Annotated in this window: 10 protein-coding genes; all 10 read right to left on the bottom strand. The window is 58.2% G+C overall.

Going from position 1 to position 17,026, the window contains the following annotated elements; genetic code table 11:
* Positions 1-5,265 (bottom strand): sodium:solute symporter family transporter, encoded by a 5,265-nt coding sequence (locus tag VGM48_RS07430; RefSeq protein WP_331577608.1) that lies wholly within the window; start codon positions 5,263-5,265, stop codon positions 1-3.
* 15 nt (positions 5,266-5,280) lie between these two features.
* A complete protein-coding gene (locus VGM48_RS07425; protein ID WP_331577606.1) occupies positions 5,281-6,369 on the bottom strand; it encodes a four-carbon acid sugar kinase family protein in 1,089 nt (362 codons plus the stop codon).
* Positions 6,366-7,400 (bottom strand): 4-hydroxythreonine-4-phosphate dehydrogenase PdxA, encoded by a 1,035-nt coding sequence (gene pdxA / locus VGM48_RS07420; RefSeq protein ID WP_331577604.1) that lies wholly within the window; start codon positions 7,398-7,400, stop codon positions 6,366-6,368. Before pdxA ends, VGM48_RS07425 begins: the two co-directional genes overlap by 4 nt.
* On the bottom strand, positions 7,397-8,218 hold the full coding sequence (locus VGM48_RS07415) for a dihydrodipicolinate synthase family protein (protein WP_331577602.1): 822 nt from the start codon (positions 8,216-8,218) through the stop codon (positions 7,397-7,399). Before VGM48_RS07415 ends, pdxA begins: the two co-directional genes overlap by 4 nt.
* Complete coding sequence (locus VGM48_RS07410; RefSeq protein WP_331577601.1) at positions 8,211-9,338, bottom strand: iron-containing alcohol dehydrogenase; 1,128 nt, start codon at positions 9,336-9,338, stop codon at positions 8,211-8,213. Before VGM48_RS07410 ends, VGM48_RS07415 begins: the two co-directional genes overlap by 8 nt.
* 6 nt (positions 9,339-9,344) lie before the next feature.
* Positions 9,345-10,328, bottom strand: coding sequence for a dihydrodipicolinate synthase family protein (locus VGM48_RS07405; protein ID WP_331577600.1), 984 nt, complete (start codon positions 10,326-10,328; stop codon positions 9,345-9,347).
* Between the two features lie 11 nt (positions 10,329-10,339).
* Positions 10,340-11,425: a sialidase family protein gene (locus VGM48_RS07400; RefSeq protein ID WP_331577599.1), complete on the bottom strand. Its 1,086-nt coding sequence runs from the start codon at positions 11,423-11,425 to the stop codon at positions 10,340-10,342.
* Complete coding sequence (locus VGM48_RS07395; RefSeq protein WP_331577597.1) at positions 11,422-12,066, bottom strand: DUF3826 domain-containing protein; 645 nt, start codon at positions 12,064-12,066, stop codon at positions 11,422-11,424. The genes VGM48_RS07400 and VGM48_RS07395 overlap by 4 nt, the downstream gene beginning before the upstream one ends.
* Positions 12,063-14,696, bottom strand: coding sequence for a glycoside hydrolase family 78 protein (locus tag VGM48_RS07390; RefSeq protein ID WP_331577595.1), 2,634 nt, complete (start codon positions 14,694-14,696; stop codon positions 12,063-12,065). The genes VGM48_RS07395 and VGM48_RS07390 overlap by 4 nt, the downstream gene beginning before the upstream one ends.
* A partial coding sequence (locus VGM48_RS07385; RefSeq protein ID WP_331577593.1) for a glycoside hydrolase family 2 protein occupies positions 14,693-17,026 on the bottom strand: 2,334 nt, incomplete at its 5' end. The genes VGM48_RS07385 and VGM48_RS07390, both read right to left, overlap by 4 nt.

The raw sequence follows: 17,026 nt of genomic DNA, 5'->3' as shown, positions 1-17,026 counted from the left end.
TTATTTTCTTACGCCTGCGGCGTTCTTTATGTTGTCTGATACTGTAGGTCCGTTGTTTTCCCAGGTGTTACCCGGTCCGTTTGCGTTGTGCATGAACTTATCCCCCGGGCACCAGTTGTCTTTGATGGTGATGAAGGACGAGCCTTCGTCGAAATAGAACCAGAACCAGTGATTGGGATCATGGGCATAGGGCGGATGGTAGATCGCGTCGATGCGATTGTCCATGATCAGGGTACCCGGCTGTGCCGAGAGGGTATAGATCCCGCCGACGTCGAACATATGTTTTGCGTAATGGTGGACATAATTTCCGATGATGCTGTTGTTGTGCATGCAGTTGATGGTGCGGGTCCAGCCCCAGCCGACGCAGATACCGGAGTAGGACACTTCGCTGACCTCGTTGTGTTCGATATGGATATCGTGGACATAGCCGGCGCTGATCCCGACGGTTCCCCAGTCTTCATTGGTGCAGTCGGTGACGGTATTGTCGGTGATCCATTCGTCGTGACAGACCTCTCTTGTGTCGGTGGGGTTATAAGGCAGATGGGTTTCGAATGCGGGATCGGAATAAACGCCGAGTTGGAAGGCGGTGCCGCCGATATCGCGGAAGAGACAATGGGTGGTGGTATCGTTGAAGGTGCCGCGGACGAAATCCAGGCCGGTGGAGGCCAGATGCGTGAAAGTGCAATGGCCGAAGCGGAGATCGTGTGCATAGGAAACTTCGACGGCGGCGGCGGGGCGACCGATCCAGGCCTGGTTTTCGAGGCCTTTTTTATCGGGGGTACCGGGAATCTTTAGTTTCTGGGCCTCGAGGAGGAACATGCCGGCCTGGAGGGGGACATGGCCTTGCCGGGAGGGCCGGAGCCAACCGGCAAAGGAGAACTGAATTCCGTTGAATTGGATATCGTGGATGGGATTGTCGATGGTTCCCCGGGCGACAACCAGATTCGTGAGCAGGGGGGCGCGAACCTGTGCGGTGTTCAGGTCTTCGCCGGGGCGCGGCCAGTAATAGAGCTTTCCTTTTTCTTCGTCGGCATACCATTCGCCGGGATGGTCGAGGAATTCGCGGGCGTTTGTGAGATAGTAGGCGGAGCTGCCATTCTGTTTATGGGCGCTGTCGAGGACGGGTGCGGGCCAGGGGTGTTCGAACTCGAGATGGGATTCGGGTTCTTTGAAGGTGAGTTTATAGCTGTTGTTAATCTTTTCTATCGACCTGATGCGAAGGATGGCGATGGCCCACATCTGGTGGATGACCATTTCCATCTTACCGGGGTTGGCGGGGAGGGGGCGCGTGGCGGGGATATAGATGGCCTGGTTCTTTTTGTCGACAGAAAGAATTCTGGGCATCTGATCGTCGTCGTCGACATCGCGGGCACGGGTGGCTTTTATGCCGTTGACCCAGAGCTCGCGGAAGGGAGTGTTGATATCGGCTTCCCAACCGTTGCCGGTGGATTTGCGCCAGTTCTTTATGTCGATGGCGCCGCTGAGGACGGGTGTTTCTCCGGGGGCGGCTTCGATGGTGGTGGGGCTGGTGGGGGTGCCGCTGTCTTCGGGGCGGAGGAAGATGGGTTCGGAGAGCGGGTATTCGCCGCCTTTGAGGACGATGCGGATGCCGTGTTTTGCCGAGGGGTCGGCGAGGCGGCGAAGGTTGCGGGCTTCGCGCAGGGCGGTGCTCAGGCTCTTACCGTTTGGTGACACTTCGATGGTAGCGCCGGGTTGGAAGATGGATTGGACGTAGCGGGTATTGGCCCGGAAGTTCTTTTTGACGTTGTGTACGTCCTTCGCGTCGCGGGAGCGTTCGACGACGAGCCAGCCGCTCCACCCCATTTCATCCAGCGTCGCTTTCACTTTTTTCATGTCGATGGCGCTGTCGTTCTGTAGCCAGACGCCGTCGGTATTGGTGCAATGGATCTGGCAGATATTGTCTTTGCCGAGGGTTTTTAGTTCGGTTACCAGGTCGCGTTTGGCGTCGATGGCGTTGGCGAAGTTGAAATAGGATCTGACCGCGGGGGAACCTATCTCTTTTAGAAATTTTAGTTCTTCGGCGGCCGGGAGGGTTGTTTCGATCCCGATGACGACTCCGGCCTTTTCGGCCATTTTACCCGCGATCCGGAGGCGCAGGACGAGGGCGGGTCGCAGCTCGGGATGTTTGCCGGGGTCGGCGTTGACGCCGAGGGGGAGGAAGGCGATGCGGATATGCATGCTTTTCATTGTGGCGATGGCATCGGCTATGTTCTTTTGGTAGGTGGGGCGGGTGGCGAAGTTTTGTGAGTAGAAGCCGGTCAATGCGACCGAGGCGAATTCGATGCTGTCGGCCTGGGCGGTCTCGAGGAACTGGCGGCGGATGGAGTCGGTGGTCAGGGTGTTCCCGAAGGTTTCGCGGGTGCCGAGCCCGCCCATATCGAGTTCGAGGCCGTCGGCGCCGACGGTTCTGGCGAGTGGGATGGCGCCGAGCTTCTGGCGTTTGAGGAGCATGAGATCGACGACGGCGACCTTATAACGGGGGACTGGGATACTATTTACGCCGGCAGGGGATGTCGCGCCGGATTGCGGTTTTGCGTCATAGCGATGGGCCCAGGCGCGTTCGAGGTTGGCGAAACCCATGATCGCGTTGGCGGGGAGGTTTTCTCCGTGGGGGCCGAAGGTGAAGAGGGCGGAGTCGGGTTCGACGGCGCAGCGGCTTTCATCGATGGAGCCGTCCTTGTGTTGGATGGCTTTGAGGTCGAGGCCGAGGTGTTTTGCCAGGAAATGATATACGGGGATGCGTTTGTTGGGACCGTAGTCATGGCCTTCGGCGGGCAGGTGGACGTTCTGTACGAGGGAGGTGTCGCCGAAATAGCTATAGACATGCTGCAGATAGGGAAAATCGTGTTCGGGCATATGGGCGGTCCAGTCGTGGCCGTCGGATACGAGCAGTTGGGGCCGGGGAGCGGCCATGGCGGCGAGTTCGACGTTGTCGGTGCCGCCGGCGCAGGCGTGGACGGGGCGGCCGTGTTCGCAGGGGCAGCCACCGTCGAAGTAGGAAGAGACCATGACGACGGGCGCGGAGACTTTTATGCGATCGTCAAGGGCTGTCAGCAGAACGGTCTGGGTGCCGCCGCCGGAGGCGCCGGTGACCGCTACCCTGTCCTTGTCGGCTTCGGGTAAGGAAAGGAGATAGTCCAGGATGCGGATGCCGCTCAGCAGCTGGATGGTCATGGCCAGCGGGGTGCGGTGGTTTTCGAACCTGAACTGGAGGAGGGATTCGTTCCAGCCGAAGAGATCATAGCTAACGGCCATGGCGCCCATGCGGGCTTCGGCGGCGCAGCGGATCTGGCAGTCGGCGCGATAGCGATGGTGTTCGAAGTGACCGTCGGGATTGAGGATGACGGGGATGCGGCCTTTTATCTTTAGCGGTCGGTATATCGATCCGTTGACGTAGAGACCGGGGATGAGTTGGATCGCGATGTTGGCCACTTCGTAGCCGGCTTTTTTCCGCCAGGGGGTTGTGATGGCGGGGGTGGTGAGTTTTGGCGGAAGTGGGTTCAGGTCTAATGCCTGGTACAGGCAGGATTGCAGTTGGGCGCGGCGGAGTTCCCATTCGGTTTTGTTGTGATATTGGGAGGCGAGATGGTCGAGGGCTATGACGCCTTTTTCGAAGCTGCGTTTATAGGGTTCCTGCGCGTGAGTGCCGGTGCAGACGAGGATGAGCAGGGTGACGGCAACGAGTTGGGATTTGCGTTCGAGTCTGCGGGCTCTGCGCCAGCCGCTGAACAGGAGGTTTGGGTCGATCTGCGGTTTTGGGAAGAAGAGACTCGCCAGGTAGCCGACGACGATCACGACGAGGTGGCTGTATACGCCGAGCATCAGGGTATGATGGGTGAAATTAAAGCGGCCGAGATCGAGGAGCAGGGATTTATGTTCGCCCAGGCCTATTTTGGTGGAGGTGAGAAAGGCGTAGGAGGTGAAGAGTATACAGGCGATGATGCCGATGTTCATCCCCTGCCGGTTGGTGCGGGGGCTGAAGAGGCCGAGCAGGAAGATGCCGGAAATGCCGCCGCTGAAGATGGCATACAGTGAGAAGACGATCCCGAGCACTCCGCCGCTGCCGGCGTTGACATAGAGCATGGCGATACCGATGGAGATGAGTCCGGCGATCGTGACGATCCATTTACCGGCGCGAAGATAGTGCTGGTCGTCACGTCGCGGCCGGAATTTTCTGTAATAGTCTTCCACGCCGACGGCGCCGAGGGAGTTAAGGTCGGCGCTCATGCTGCAGATGGCGGCGGAGCTCATTGCCGAGAGGATGAAGCCGACGACCCCGGTTGGCAGGCGGGTCATGATGAAATAGGGAAATACGGCGTCGGCGCGGGTGCCGCCGGGCAGGGAATGGGTTTGATAATAGACAAAGAGACCGGTGCCGATGAACATGAAGAGCATCCATACGGGTACGGTGAGGAGGACGCCCATCAGGGAGGCGCGGATGGCGGCCTTGTCGGTTCTCGCGGTAAGGTAGCGTTGGACGACGGTCTGATCCGTTCCGTATTTCTGGATGGCATAGAAGACGCCGTTGATGGCCATTACGATGAAGGTGAGATGGGTGAAATCGAAGCTGTAGGGGCCAAAGCCGGTATGGTGTCCGGCCCTTGCGATGCGGACCACCTCCGCGGGGGAAGGCGCCGCGGTGAACAGGAGGATGAGCAGGCAGGTGATGCCGCTGGCGAAGAGCATGAAACCCTGGAAGACGTCCAGCCAGATAACCGCTTCGATGCCGCCGAGGAGATTGATGAAAATGATGATCGTGCCGATGCCGACGATCATCGCGGTCGTATTCCAGCCGAGCATTTTGCTGAGGGCCAGGGCGAGCAGGAAGAAGATCGTACCCATGGCGGAGAATTGGCGAAGCACGAAGGCGAGGGAGCTGTAATAGCGGGCGAACGTGCCGAACCGTTTCTCAAAATATTCATAGGTGCTCAGACCGATGACTTTGCGATAGAGGGGGACGACGAACCAGATGATGCCGAGCAGTACGACGGGGACCATCAGGCCCTGGACGAGGAGTATCCAGTTGGAGGAAAACCCTTCGCCGGGATAGGCGAGGAAGGTGACGCTGCTGATCATGCTGGCCAGCAAGGACATGCCGATGGCCCAGGCGGGAATCTTTCCCTTTGCGAGGAAATAGGATTGGGTGGATTGTTTTCTCCGGGCATGGCGCAGCCCCAGGTAGAGCGTCAGGGCCAGGAAGAAAGCGATGATCAGGATATCGGCGATGTTTAACGATCTGTTCATATGGGGAATTCGTTGTTAGTAGCTAATGGATGGCGGCCAGGCATAACTCCCGGGTTTTACCGTGATGTGCAGGCCGGAGGCTTCGGGTACGCTCATGCGAACGACGCCCTGGGCGAGTTCCTGTTCGGGAATAAAGGTGTGCCAGCCCATCTGTTGCAGGATGGCGTAGGCGGTAGAGCCGCCTTCGATGATCAGCTCCGCGGGGTTTACCTGTTTCAGGATAGGGGCCAGGTCGCTGGCCATCCTGGTGCGGAGTTGCAAAGCCGGATCGTTGGAGGGGTTCATGGCAACGATCGCCTGGCGGCGATCTTGCAGGTTGGAGAGAAGGGAGTTTTGCCAACCGGGTTCCCATAGCCAGGTGACGGGCCCGCCGTTGGCGGCCTGTTCGCGGATGAGGATGCGGTTGGGTTCGAAGGTGCTGCCGCTGACGTAAAGAATGGGGCTTTTCAGGGTGGGGATGGCGGAGGGTATCGTAGGATAGCGGGTATCGAGGATGGCGGAGAAGAAACCGGCTGCACCGGCCAACAGGGTTTTTGGCGGGATGCTTTTCGCCCAGTGGTGCAGATCTTCATTGGATCGTACCTCGCCTACAACGATGCCGCGCACCGGAAGTTCATCGCTGGGTTTGCGGATGGGGATGGGTTGATCTTTTGTATGCAGCATATCCTGCAGATCGGAGCTAACGACGGGGAACTCGGGATCGATGGAAAAAGAGGTCTGGTGGATGGGTTTGTCATTCAGATAATAGTGGCCGTCGCGGATGGTGCGGCCCAGGGATGGATTGGCGGGGATGAGCAGCGCCAGGCGGTAGTCGAGGGCCTGGAGGTGTGCTTTTAGTTCGGCGATGACATGGCCGCGAAGGACAGAGTCGGTCTTTTTGTAGATGAACTCCGGTTTCAGGAGACGGAGCTCGCGGGTGATGACCGTCATCTCTTCAATGGCGTCCGCTTGCTTTTTTGAGCGGCTGTCGGCGGCGATGACGAGCAGCTGGGCGTTTGTCGCAGTGCCTACGGCGGTGCGGATCTCGGTGGTGAGACCGTGGCGGAGGCCGATGCCGCCCAGTTCGGCGGCGCCTGTGAGATCGTCTGCGATGACCGCTATCATTTTTTCGGTTGGTTTTTACTAAGCTGTACGGCTGCTTCGATGGCCAGGATCATGGCATCGGGGCTTGCGATCCCTTTGCCGGCGATCTCGAAGGCCGTGCCGTGGTCGACGCTTGTCCGGATGATGGGTAGCCCCAGGGTGATGTTGACCCCTTTTACGCTATCCATGCGCTGTTTTTCCGCGTTCCATTTAAAGCCGTTTAGCTTGAAGGGAATATGTCCCTGGTCATGATACATGGCGACCACACCGCCATAGTGGCCCGTGGCCGCCTTTGCGAAAAGGGTATCGGGGGGCACGGGTCCTTCGACGTCGTAGCCTTGTCTCCGGGCTTCGAGGACGGCGGGAAGGATCTCCTGATCGTCTTCCGTACCAAAGAGCCCGGAGTCGCCGGCATGCGGGTTCAGGCCGGCCACGCCGATGAGCAGGTTTTTTTCGCCGAGGCGGAGGAGTCCATCCTGCAGCAGGGAGATGACGGCGAGCACGCGATCCTTTTTTACCAGATCGCAGGCCTGCCGGAGCGAGACATGGGTCGAGACGTGGATGACCTTGAGGTTCTCTTCGACGAGGAGCATGCCGTATTTGGCTGTTGAAGTATAGTGGGCATAGATCTCCGTATGACCGGCGAAATGATGTCCGGCGTCGTTGATCGATCGCTTATTGATCGGGCCGGTGACGGTTGCATCGACTTCTCCGGCCATGGCAAGTTCGATGACCTTCCGTACCGCTTCGAAGGCGGCATGACCGGCCATGGCGGATACCTGGCCCCAGACCAGTTTGTCGAGATCGACGGTTTCCATGTCGAGGACGTCGATGATGCCGGGTTGGAAGACGGCTTCGGAAATTGTCGAGACGGGATGGATGCGGGCGTTCCATTTCAGGTGATCGATGGTATAGTCGAGGGTAGCGGCGTCGCCGACGATGATCGGGCGGCAGATATCCGTGACCTTTTCCGAGAGCAGTGCTTTTATGGCGATCTCCGGTCCGATGCTGGCGGGATCGCCCATTGTGATCCCTATAATTGGTTTGTTCATAACGGTAGCATTGTATAGGGTTGGCAGAGGCCTTTATCGTGCATAAGGCGTTTCAGCCGGCCGATGGTCTCACCGGTGCCGTGGCCCTGATAGCTGTTTCCGAGGCTGTCAGACAATTCCTGCAGGCGGTTGAGTTCCGTGCTGTTGCCGGCGGCTGCGGCTTTCTCCATATCGGTGTAAATGCCCGGATCAAGGTTGGCGGTACTCGGTACGAGGCCGTCGCCGCCGTTGAGCAGGGCTTCGGCGGATTTGGCGGCCCAGCCGAGGAAGTGACTGAAATCTTTTCGGTTTGCCCAAAGTTGCAGGGACTGCTTCAATCGTTCGTCGTTGCGTTCGGAGTCCTTTGTACCGGCGATGTTCGGATGATGACTGAGTTCGTCTATAAGGGGCAGGGGTATCGAATGATGGGTGGTTGACGGGATATTGTAGATGACCAGGGGAAGGGGGACCGCATCGGCGAGTGTTTGAAAATAATTGCGCATCTGCGTTTCACTTAACTGGTAGTAGGATGGCAGATTGGCCACTACGAGGTCTGCGCCGGCTTCGGCGGCGATATTGGCGTACTCGACGGAGTCGGCGAAGCAGTTGGACGAGATGCCGACGTACAGATGCTGGCCGGGCTTCTTTATGCGGGCGGCGAGGCGAATGTATTCCTCTTTCAGGCGTCCCGACAGGGAGGGGAACTCACCCGTTGTACCGAGGATAAAAGAATGCGGGAACAGCGGGAGGAGTTTTTCGACGGCCTTTGTGTCGAGGGTGCGGGCTGCATTCAACGGGGTGATGGCCGGCACGATGATGCCACTATATTTTTTATTCATATGCTGCTTTGTAGATGGCGACGGCGTCTTCTTTTGAGACGGGTCGGGGATTATTGTTGAGCAGCCGCGTGATCTTTATCGCGTCGGCGGCCATGGTTTCGATGGCGTCGAAGGGCACGCCCACTTCTTTTAGCGTTGCGGGGATGCCGCAATCACGGATCAGTTCCCGGATCTTTGTCACGCCTTCTTCGGCGGTGTTGCAGCCGAGGGCGCGGGCGACGCCGGCATACCGATCGGGTGCTGCGGGGATGTTGAATTCCATTACATAGGGCAGCAAGAGGGCGTTGGACAGCCCATGCGGCAGGTGGAAGCGGCTGCCCAGGGGATAGGATAATGCGTGGACGGCGGCGGTGTTGACGGGGCCGAGGCAGAACCCACCCAGCAGACTGCCCGTCGCCACCTGTGACCGCGCTTCTTCGTCGGCGCCGTTGCGGACGGCGCGAACCAGGTGGCCGGCGATGAGTCGCATCCCTTCGAAGGCAAACAGGTCGATAAACGGCTGAGCGAACTTGTTGGTATAGGCTTCGAGGCAGTGGGTCAGGGCGTCGAGTCCCGTGGCCGCGGTAATTGCGGGCGGTACGCTGATGGTCAGTAACGGATCGACGTATACGATGTCGGGCAGGAGGAAGGGGCTGATGACCGCCTTCTTTTGGTTGTCCTTATCGTCGACGAGGATGGCATTTGGGGAGACCTCGCTGCCGGTGCCCGAGGTGGCCGGAAGGCAGACGAGCTTTCTTGTCCTGCCTTTCAGCAGACCGATGCCGATGACTGCTTCAAGGGGTTGATCGTTGCCCAACTGGGCGGCTACCAATTTGGCAATGTCGAGTACGCTGCCACCGCCGATGCCGAGGACGAGATCGGGATCGAAGGGGGTGGCCTCCGCCATGACGCGATTAAAGTCCACAAAGGACGGTTCCTGGGTGATGGCCGTGTATACGACGACGTGGATACCTTTTTCTTCGAGTTTGGCGATGACCGGTTGGAGGGTATTCAGTAAGGGGGTAATGGTCAGGATGAAAACCCGGGCAGGGGCAAGGGTTGCGATCTCCTCAGGGAGTTGATCGATGCACCGGTTGCCGACAACCAATTTTCCGGGGAATGATATGCGTAGTGGTAACATAGGTTATCAGATAGGGGGATCGAGCGGCATTTTTGGGCGGACGAGGCGGCTGGTCTGAACGGGTTGGATATCCAGTCTTTCGCACCAGCCGAGAAAGCTTTCGTGGATGTCGTCCAGGGTTTGCTTTTGCTGGATCGTCAGCTCGAGGGCATGGGCCCGGCTGATGGTGCGAACGGGAAGTCCGCGTTTCTGGAGGAAATATTTGGCGCTCAGGGGATAGGCGATATGGATCAGCGGGTCTACCCGGCTTAGTTCGCCTTGCAGCCAACGGACATCTTCCTGGCGTTGGGGGTCTGTCGCGTTGTTGCACATCCAGACGAGGATCTCGGGATAGAAATTGCCCGAGATGGAGGACATGCCCCTGGCGCCCATCTGGAGGGAGTACATGGCGTTTGGCGTGTGCGCATCGTAGAATTCGAGTCCATAGTCCCCATGGTTGAGGACATCGAGTTTTGCCTTGACCTTTTCCAGATCGATGGAGGTATCCTTGTGATAAACGAGGCGGCCGGTGTCGAGCAGTTTTTTGAAGACTTCCGGGGTGATGATCCGCTTGTAGGGGGCGGGACACTCATAGAGACCCAGGGGGATGTCGCGGGTGAGCCGGAACATCTTGTGGAAGTTGCGGAGAAGGACCTCGTCGTCGTCTTCCACATTGGCGAAGTGCCCGGTGATGAGGATCACCGCGTCGATGCCGGTGTCATAGATGCGGGCGGTAAAGTCGGCTTTGTCTTCGATGGTGAGTCCGAAGGAGCCGGTAGCTACGATCGGTACGCGGCCGTCGACGGCGCGGACGACATGCCGGGTGAGTTCGAGGCGTTCGTCTTCGCTGATGCTATACATTTCGCTGCTGAGACAGTTGGCGAAGAAGCCTTTGACGCCTGCGGCCAGGTAGAACTCCACCAGGACGGAGACGGCGTCGAGATCGACTTTTGCCTTCAGGTTGAAGGGAGTGATCATGACGGGGACAAATTTCCTTTCCTGCGATATCATAGAAACCTCCTTTATTTTTTTATCGAGGATGGCCAAATGCCATTCTCTATTTTTTCGAGTTTTAGTTTTTCGGGATCGATCTCCACGTATTTTATCTTCTTGCGATGCCAGGTATAGACGATATGCACTTTCCCGTTGGCGGATTGGATCACGGAGGGATAGGAATACTGGCCGGTGTGATCGTCGTCGAGGACCAGGGCTGCGTACCAGGTGATCCCGTCGGGGGAGAGGGCGACGTTTAGTGGGGAGCGTTCGCCTTTTGTCGCACCGGGGGGCGGGAGGACGTGGTTGTATACCAGCAGCTGCCGGCCGTCGGCGAGTGTAGTGCCGTCGATGCCGGAGTTATTGTTGGGCAGGCCGATGGGTTGCTGTGGCGACCAGCTGTGACCGTTATCCTTCGAGACGGTGGACAGGATCGCGCGGTTCTCGCTGCGGCTCAGCGCCTGGATGGAGCCGTTCTTGTACCGCAGGAGTGTCGGCTGGATCGCCCGGAAGGTATCGGCGGGTGGTGTCGAGGATTGCCAGGTCCGGCCGGCATCGGTGGTTTGTTCGAAATGGATATGCCAGCCGTTGCCTTCCGTACTCGTCGGGCAGAGAAGCGCGCCGTTGACGAGACGCACGGGTTGGTTTTTGATGGGGCCCAGAATGCCTTCCGGCAGGGACTCGGGTTTGGACCAGGTGGTGCCGCCGTCCTTGCTGCGGATGAGCCAGCCTTTCCATTTGGCCGGGCTGGGGCCGACCTTATAGAAGAGGAGGAGGTCCCCGGCGGGGATCTGGTAGAGTACGGGGTTCCAGCAGGCGTACCGAAGTGTACTGCTCTGGATGCCGTTTGCAACGTTGACGGGGGCGGACCATTTTGTCGAACCCTGATCTTTCCGGCTGACGTATATACAGACGTCGGGGTTGCGTTCTTTGGTGCCGCCGAAGAAAGCGGTTACGAGCCCTTTCGGGGTCTCGGCGATGGTAGCCGCATGACATTCGGGGAAGGATGCGGTATCATAGATGAATTCTTCGCGGATGATGGCGGGGGACTGCGCACGGACCGCGCTGGCGGCTGTGAGCAGGAGGCCGAGGAATATCGATGCTGATCTTGTCATTTACCTTGTTTTGCGGCTGCTTTTTTTGCTTTTTGTTCGTTTACATAGGCCTTGAAAAGTTCGTGCCAGTTGCGGCCGTTGCTGTTGAGATATTGCTCGTTCTTTGTTTTATAAATCTCGAAGATGGCCGAGACCTCTTTGACATTCTTGAAGTCGACGGCTTGCTCACGGGCCTGTTTCAGGTTGGCCAGGATGGTGGCTTCTTCCTGTGGGGTGAGGTCGTGAACGATCGCTTTGTAGCCATTGAGGGTGAAGGCGACCTTTCCGATGGTGTATTTGTCGAGGATGAGTTCCACCTGGTCTTCGGTAAGGTCTTTGCGAAGCCCGGCCATGAGGCTGTCATGGGCTGTGTGGGGCAGAGCGGAGCAGGCGATGATGGTGCGGTCCATGGCGGAGAGTGGCTTACCGGTGGCGGGGTCGATGCCGGCCGGCACGGTGGTATAGGGATGCTCATTATTCCAGTCACGGACGCGGGTGAGATGGGTGGCGATGACGGTCGTGATGCGGGCTTCTTTTGCCGCGTCGTTCAGTTGGAGGGAGGCGACCCAGGAGGCGGCGCGCTTTTCGGTGGATGAGTCGGGCGTTTGAGCGCCCGCTGTCAGGGTTGCGGCCAGAAGGAGGAGGAGGGTAACGTGCTTCATATCGATTTGTCAGTTTTTAATGTGTAATGATAAGTGCCCGAGTTGATCCTGGTGTTATTGACGATGGCGTGGGTATTGGGTGGAATGGTGACATCCCAGGTGATGGTGTCGCCGTCGCGGCGCCATTCGCTTTTTATCAGTCCGTAGGGACTTTCATAGGAAGCTTTTACAAAGTTGAGGTTTTTTGGGAAGGCTGGGTGCATCCGGACCGTTTTGAAACCGGGTTCCGCGGGGGCGATGCCTGCCAGGTCTTCGAAACACCAGGTAAGAAGATCGCCTAGCAGCATGATATGATTCTGGGAATTCATTGACGGGTCGGCGGTGTTGCCGTTCCACAGTTCCCAGATGGTGGTGGCGCCGTGTTCGACCATATACCCCCAGCTTGGATAATCTTTGTTGGTGGCGATTTGCAGCGCCAGATCGGGGTGATCGAATTCGGTCAGCCCGCGCATCAGCCATTGGGTGCCGATGACGCCGGTGCTGATATGATCGTTATCCTGGCCGATGCGGTTGATGAGTTGCCGGACTATGGCGGCGCGTTGTTGGTCGGGTGTAATGCCGAAGGTAAGCGGCAGGAGATTGGCGGTAACCGAATTATTGGAGTAGTGGCCGGGTTTTAAGAATTGTTTGTTGAAGGCCGTTCTTGCGGCGGCGGCATGTTTTGAGAAGGTATCGGGTTGGTGGAGCAGGCCGGCGAATTTTTCCATCAGGGTGAGGAGATGGTAGTAATAGGCCGTTGCGATCAGCGTTCCGTCGGTGTTGCGCAGGGAGTCTTTTGAGTGGATCAGGTGCGGAGACTCGGGAGGAACGCACCAGTCGCCGTACTTATCTTTTGTCATGATGCCGTCGTGTTCGTATCTGGCGCTCATATAGTGGAGCCAGCGCTGCATCGAGGCATAGTGTTTTTGAATGGGCCGGGAATCGCCGAACTGGTTATAGAGCATGTCGGCGATGAGAATATAGGTACCGGGCCAGGTCATGTTGTCGGAGTAGTAGTTCCAGTAGGCGGGGGCTACGTCGGGCAGGGAGCCGGTGGGCTTTTGGGATTCTTCGATATCCTCCAGCCATTTGGCATAGAGATTTTCGTTTGCGAAGAGATAGCTTTCGCCGAGGGAGCCGGTGGCGCGGTCGCCGAGCCAGGGCATCCGTTCGTTGCGTTGGGGGCAATCGACGGGCATGCCTTTGTAGTTGGCGTTGATCCCCCACCAGGCGTTTTTGATAATGTGGTTGAGGAGGGTATCGGATGTTTCGATGTGGCCGATCGTGGGGAGGTCGTCATAGACGACCTGGCCTTCGAAGTCTTTCGGGTCGGGGGTGCCGGGATAGCCGGTGATGGATACGTACCGGAATCCGTGGAAGACGAAGACGGGATGCCAGGTCTCTTCGCCTTCCCCTTTCAGGGTATAGCTATCGGTGGCCTTTGCGTCGCGGAGGTTGGCCGTGTAGAGATCGCCATCGGGCTGCAGGGTCTCGGCGAAGCGGAGGACGATCTTCCGGCCGCGACTGCCCCTTGCAGTTAGCTGCAGCCAGCCTGCCATGTTCTGTCCCATGTCGAGGATGTAGGTAGATGCGTTGAGGGGCTTTATGGAGACGGGGGTAACGGTCATCATGACCCTGATGGGTTCGTTCATCTGGGCCGAGAGGCGGCCGCCGGGCGGGGGGCTGTATTGGGGCTTTAGCCAGCGGCTATCGTCAAAGCCGGGGTTTGTCCAGCCGGGAAACTCTTTTGTGGCATCATATTCTTCGCCGTCGTATTCGTTGTTGGTGCGGATGGGGCCGTCGGCGGTGAAGCGCCAGGAGTCGTCGCTGACGATCGTCCGATGGTGGCCTTTATTATCTTCCACATCCAGTTGGAGGAGCAGTTTCGGGAAGCCGAACTCTTTTATCTTTTGCGGTTTGTACTTCGGACGCATGGTGAAGAAGCGGCCGTTGCCGAGGGTCACACCGATGGCGTTGGCGCCGGCGCGGAGGGCAGCGGTGACGTCGAAGCTGTTGTATTTTACACTTTTTGTGTAGTCGGTGGGGGATTCGGCGAGAACCTGGTCGCCGACGGGCTGACCGTTGATGGCGACGAGATAGTGGCCGAGGCCGGCGATGTAGAGCGTTGCCCGCTTTATGGGGCTGGGTTCTTTGAATTCCTTGCGGAAATAGCGGGCGGAGAGGCGGGAGAATTTGGAAACGCTGTCCCAGGGGAATCCGTTGTCGTAGCCGATCCATTTCGCTTTCCAGTCGCCGGCTTCGAGGAGGCCCATGGACCAGTGTGCGGGCGTGCTCCATGTTGCGGCGCCCGTATTTGTCCAGGCCTTTACTTTCCAATAATAGTTGTGGCCGCTTTTCAGGGGCGTGCCGGCATAGGCGATCATGCGGGACTGATCGCTTTCCGTCTTTGCCGATGTCCAGCAGTCTCCTTTGTCTTTTGCGAGGAGTTCGGGGGTGGAGGCGACGATTATCTGCCAGGCGGTTTGGCGGATGTCATTGGCGTCGGCCGTGAGCTGCCAGCTGAGGCGGGGGTGGCGGGTATCGATCCCCAGCGGGTCGGTGAGTTGCTCGCACCGGAGCGCGGTGGGTTGGGCCGCCGTTGTGGTGAGCGTCGCGAATAATAGGGCGATATGACCGATCCACTTCTTCATTTGCCTGAGAAATCGAAATAGAGTGTCAGCGATTTTGCATAATCCTTACTCCGGGTATAGTCGTAATACATATTCCGGGCGCCGGAGGGTCCCATGTTCTCCGGCTTCTGCGATTTTGTGCCGATGGGCGGGATCGCGTGCATGAACGAGATATTACCGTCGGGAAAGGGTGGCGCCACGTTATAGGTCTTCCCGGGATTGGCCGGCGTGAACAGCCGCAGATAGACGTCTTCATCGGCGCAGACGACCGTGAACGGCTGTCCGGCCGTCTCCAACCGCATCCAGTAGAAATTGGAGAAATACCCTTTAAATTCCGGATAGACGACATTGCCCTGGCCGGTGATCGTATTGTTATAGGCTTTATTCCAGATGTCCAGGGTTACACCCTGTGTCCGGTTCTTCCAAACCCGGTAGGGGCCGTCGCCGAGCCAGCGGATCCCTTTGACGGAATCCTGCCCTTTCTCGGGATAAGCGAAACTGGCGCCGAGCAGGGGGTAATCATATTCGGGTGGGTAGTAATTCAAATCCATCTTCAGCCAGCCCGAAGGATACATGGTCCACCGGAGGAGGCGGCAGACGCTGGGTTTGGAATAGGTCGCTTCCAGGATAATGTTGTTCCCTTCTTTGCGGGTGGTTATCTGTTGGGGGATGGCTTCGCCGGAGGTCAGTGTCGGCCCGTTTGTGAAGGGGATGGCGCCTTTGGCGTTGTTTATCGAACGGAGGAGGCCGGTGATCTTTCCGAAGGAGGCGGTAACTCCGGCGGCGCTCAGGGTATAGAGAGAATCTGTTTGAGTGACGGTTGCGGGTGTCGATCCGGTTGTATCTACCAGCCGGGCGGCGATGGTTGCGGGCTTTGCGATCGGCCAGGTCCAGGTATAGAGTTCGCGGCCGGTGGGGTCTTTTGCCGTCAGGCTAAGGATATCGAAGTCCTGCCAGTGGTTGGGCAGGGAGAGGTTGAGGGTTCCGTTCTGGCCGGGGCGGATATCGGGCGCCGTGACCTCGCCGGCGGTACCGGCTGGATTGGCTGCGGCGTGGCTGAGGCGCCAGGAGAAACGACAATCGCGGAGGTTTGTATAGAGGAAGCGGTTCTCTACCGGGATCGTGCCGTCGAAGGCCGGGGTGATCTCGCGGTGCGGGATATGGACGGGGCTCCAGATCTCTTTTACGGCATAGAAGCTGCCTTCTTTTTCGCGGTAGGGACCGAGGATACCGTCGGGCCCATGATCTTTATCGGCATCCAACTCGCCGTTGCGATCGGTGCGGACGACGGCTTCATCGGAGAAATCCCAGAGGAAGCCGCCGGCGGAGAGCGGGGTGTGATACATCGACTCCCAATAGTCGTACAGGCCTGCACCCTGGCCGCCATCATAAAGACCGTGCAGGAACTCGGTCGGGAAGAATATCTCGTGCCCGTGCCAATAGGTTCCGTTGCCATAGTCATAGTTTATGTAATGCTGGGTGTCCAAATGACGGAACAGGGCCCAGGGATGGATCAGGGGACGGTTTTGGGGGTCGTAGCGATCGAACAGCGGATCGAGGTCGAAATTAAAACCGCCTTCGTTGCCGTTGTCCCAGACGACGATGGAGGGATGGTTGACGTCTTTTTCGATCATCTCTTTTACGAGTTTGGAGCCGACCTCGGTATCATAAGCATGATGCCAGCCGGTGAGTTCATCCAGGACGAAGAGACCGAGGGAATCGCAGACATCGAGGAAATGGTCATCGGGCGGATAGTGGGACATGCGGACGGCGTTCATGTTCATGTCTTTCATGAGCTGGACGTCTTCGATGCTGAGGTTCTTGTTCAGGGCGCGGCCGGATGAGGGCCAGAAGGAGTGGCGGCAGATGCCTTTGAATTTTATCCTGACGCCGTTGACATAGATGCCGTCCTGCGGGCGCAGCTCGACGGTGCGGAAGCCAAACCGTTGTTCGACGGTGTGGATGGGCGTGTTTTCGCGGGACAGCGAGAAGACGACCTTATACAGGTTGGGCGTTTCGGGTGTCCATGTCAGGGGATTGCTGAAATTGGCCTGGAGGCGGGCGACGGTGTCGCCGGCATAGAGTTTTGCGGAGAAGGGTTGGCCGATGGGTTGGTTGGCCAGGGAATACACCTGCGCGGTGACCCGGTCGGCGCCGGTGATGTTTGCGAGCCGGACGTTTGCGGTGAAGAACCCGTTGGCTTTTGCGTCGATGGCCTGGCCGGTGATATGCTGGGTGGGCATGGCTTCGAGATAGACGGGGCGGAAGATGCCGCCGAAGATCCAGAAATCGGCGTGGCGTTCGGCCATGTTGACCGACTTGTTTGTCGATTCTTTTGCCACGGTCACCTC

Origin of the sequence: Puia sp., from assembly GCF_036500295.1 — a bacterium.
In the GTDB taxonomy this organism is placed as follows: Bacteria; Bacteroidota; Bacteroidia; order Chitinophagales; family Chitinophagaceae; genus Puia.
The sequence above is the reverse complement of the archived record's forward strand: the minus strand, read 5'-3'. Positions and strand labels throughout refer to the sequence as shown.

Coding starts and splice junctions, on each gene's coding strand:
- VGM48_RS07410 (WP_331577601.1), bottom strand. CDS start 9,338: ATGTTACCACTACGCATATCATTCCCCGGAAAATTGGTTGTCGGCAAC.
- pdxA (WP_331577604.1), bottom strand. CDS start 7,400: ATGAACAAACCAATTATAGGGATCACAATGGGCGATCCCGCCAGCATC.
- VGM48_RS07400 (WP_331577599.1), bottom strand. CDS start 11,425: ATGACAAGATCAGCATCGATATTCCTCGGCCTCCTGCTCACAGCCGCC.
- VGM48_RS07390 (WP_331577595.1), bottom strand. CDS start 14,696: ATGAAGAAGTGGATCGGTCATATCGCCCTATTATTCGCGACGCTCACC.
- VGM48_RS07415 (WP_331577602.1), bottom strand. CDS start 8,218: ATGAATAAAAAATATAGTGGCATCATCGTGCCGGCCATCACCCCGTTG.
- VGM48_RS07395 (WP_331577597.1), bottom strand. CDS start 12,066: ATGAAGCACGTTACCCTCCTCCTCCTTCTGGCCGCAACCCTGACAGCG.
- VGM48_RS07430 (WP_331577608.1), bottom strand. CDS start 5,265: ATGAACAGATCGTTAAACATCGCCGATATCCTGATCATCGCTTTCTTC.
- VGM48_RS07405 (WP_331577600.1), bottom strand. CDS start 10,328: ATGATATCGCAGGAAAGGAAATTTGTCCCCGTCATGATCACTCCCTTC.
- VGM48_RS07425 (WP_331577606.1), bottom strand. CDS start 6,369: ATGATAGCGGTCATCGCAGACGATCTCACAGGCGCCGCCGAACTGGGC.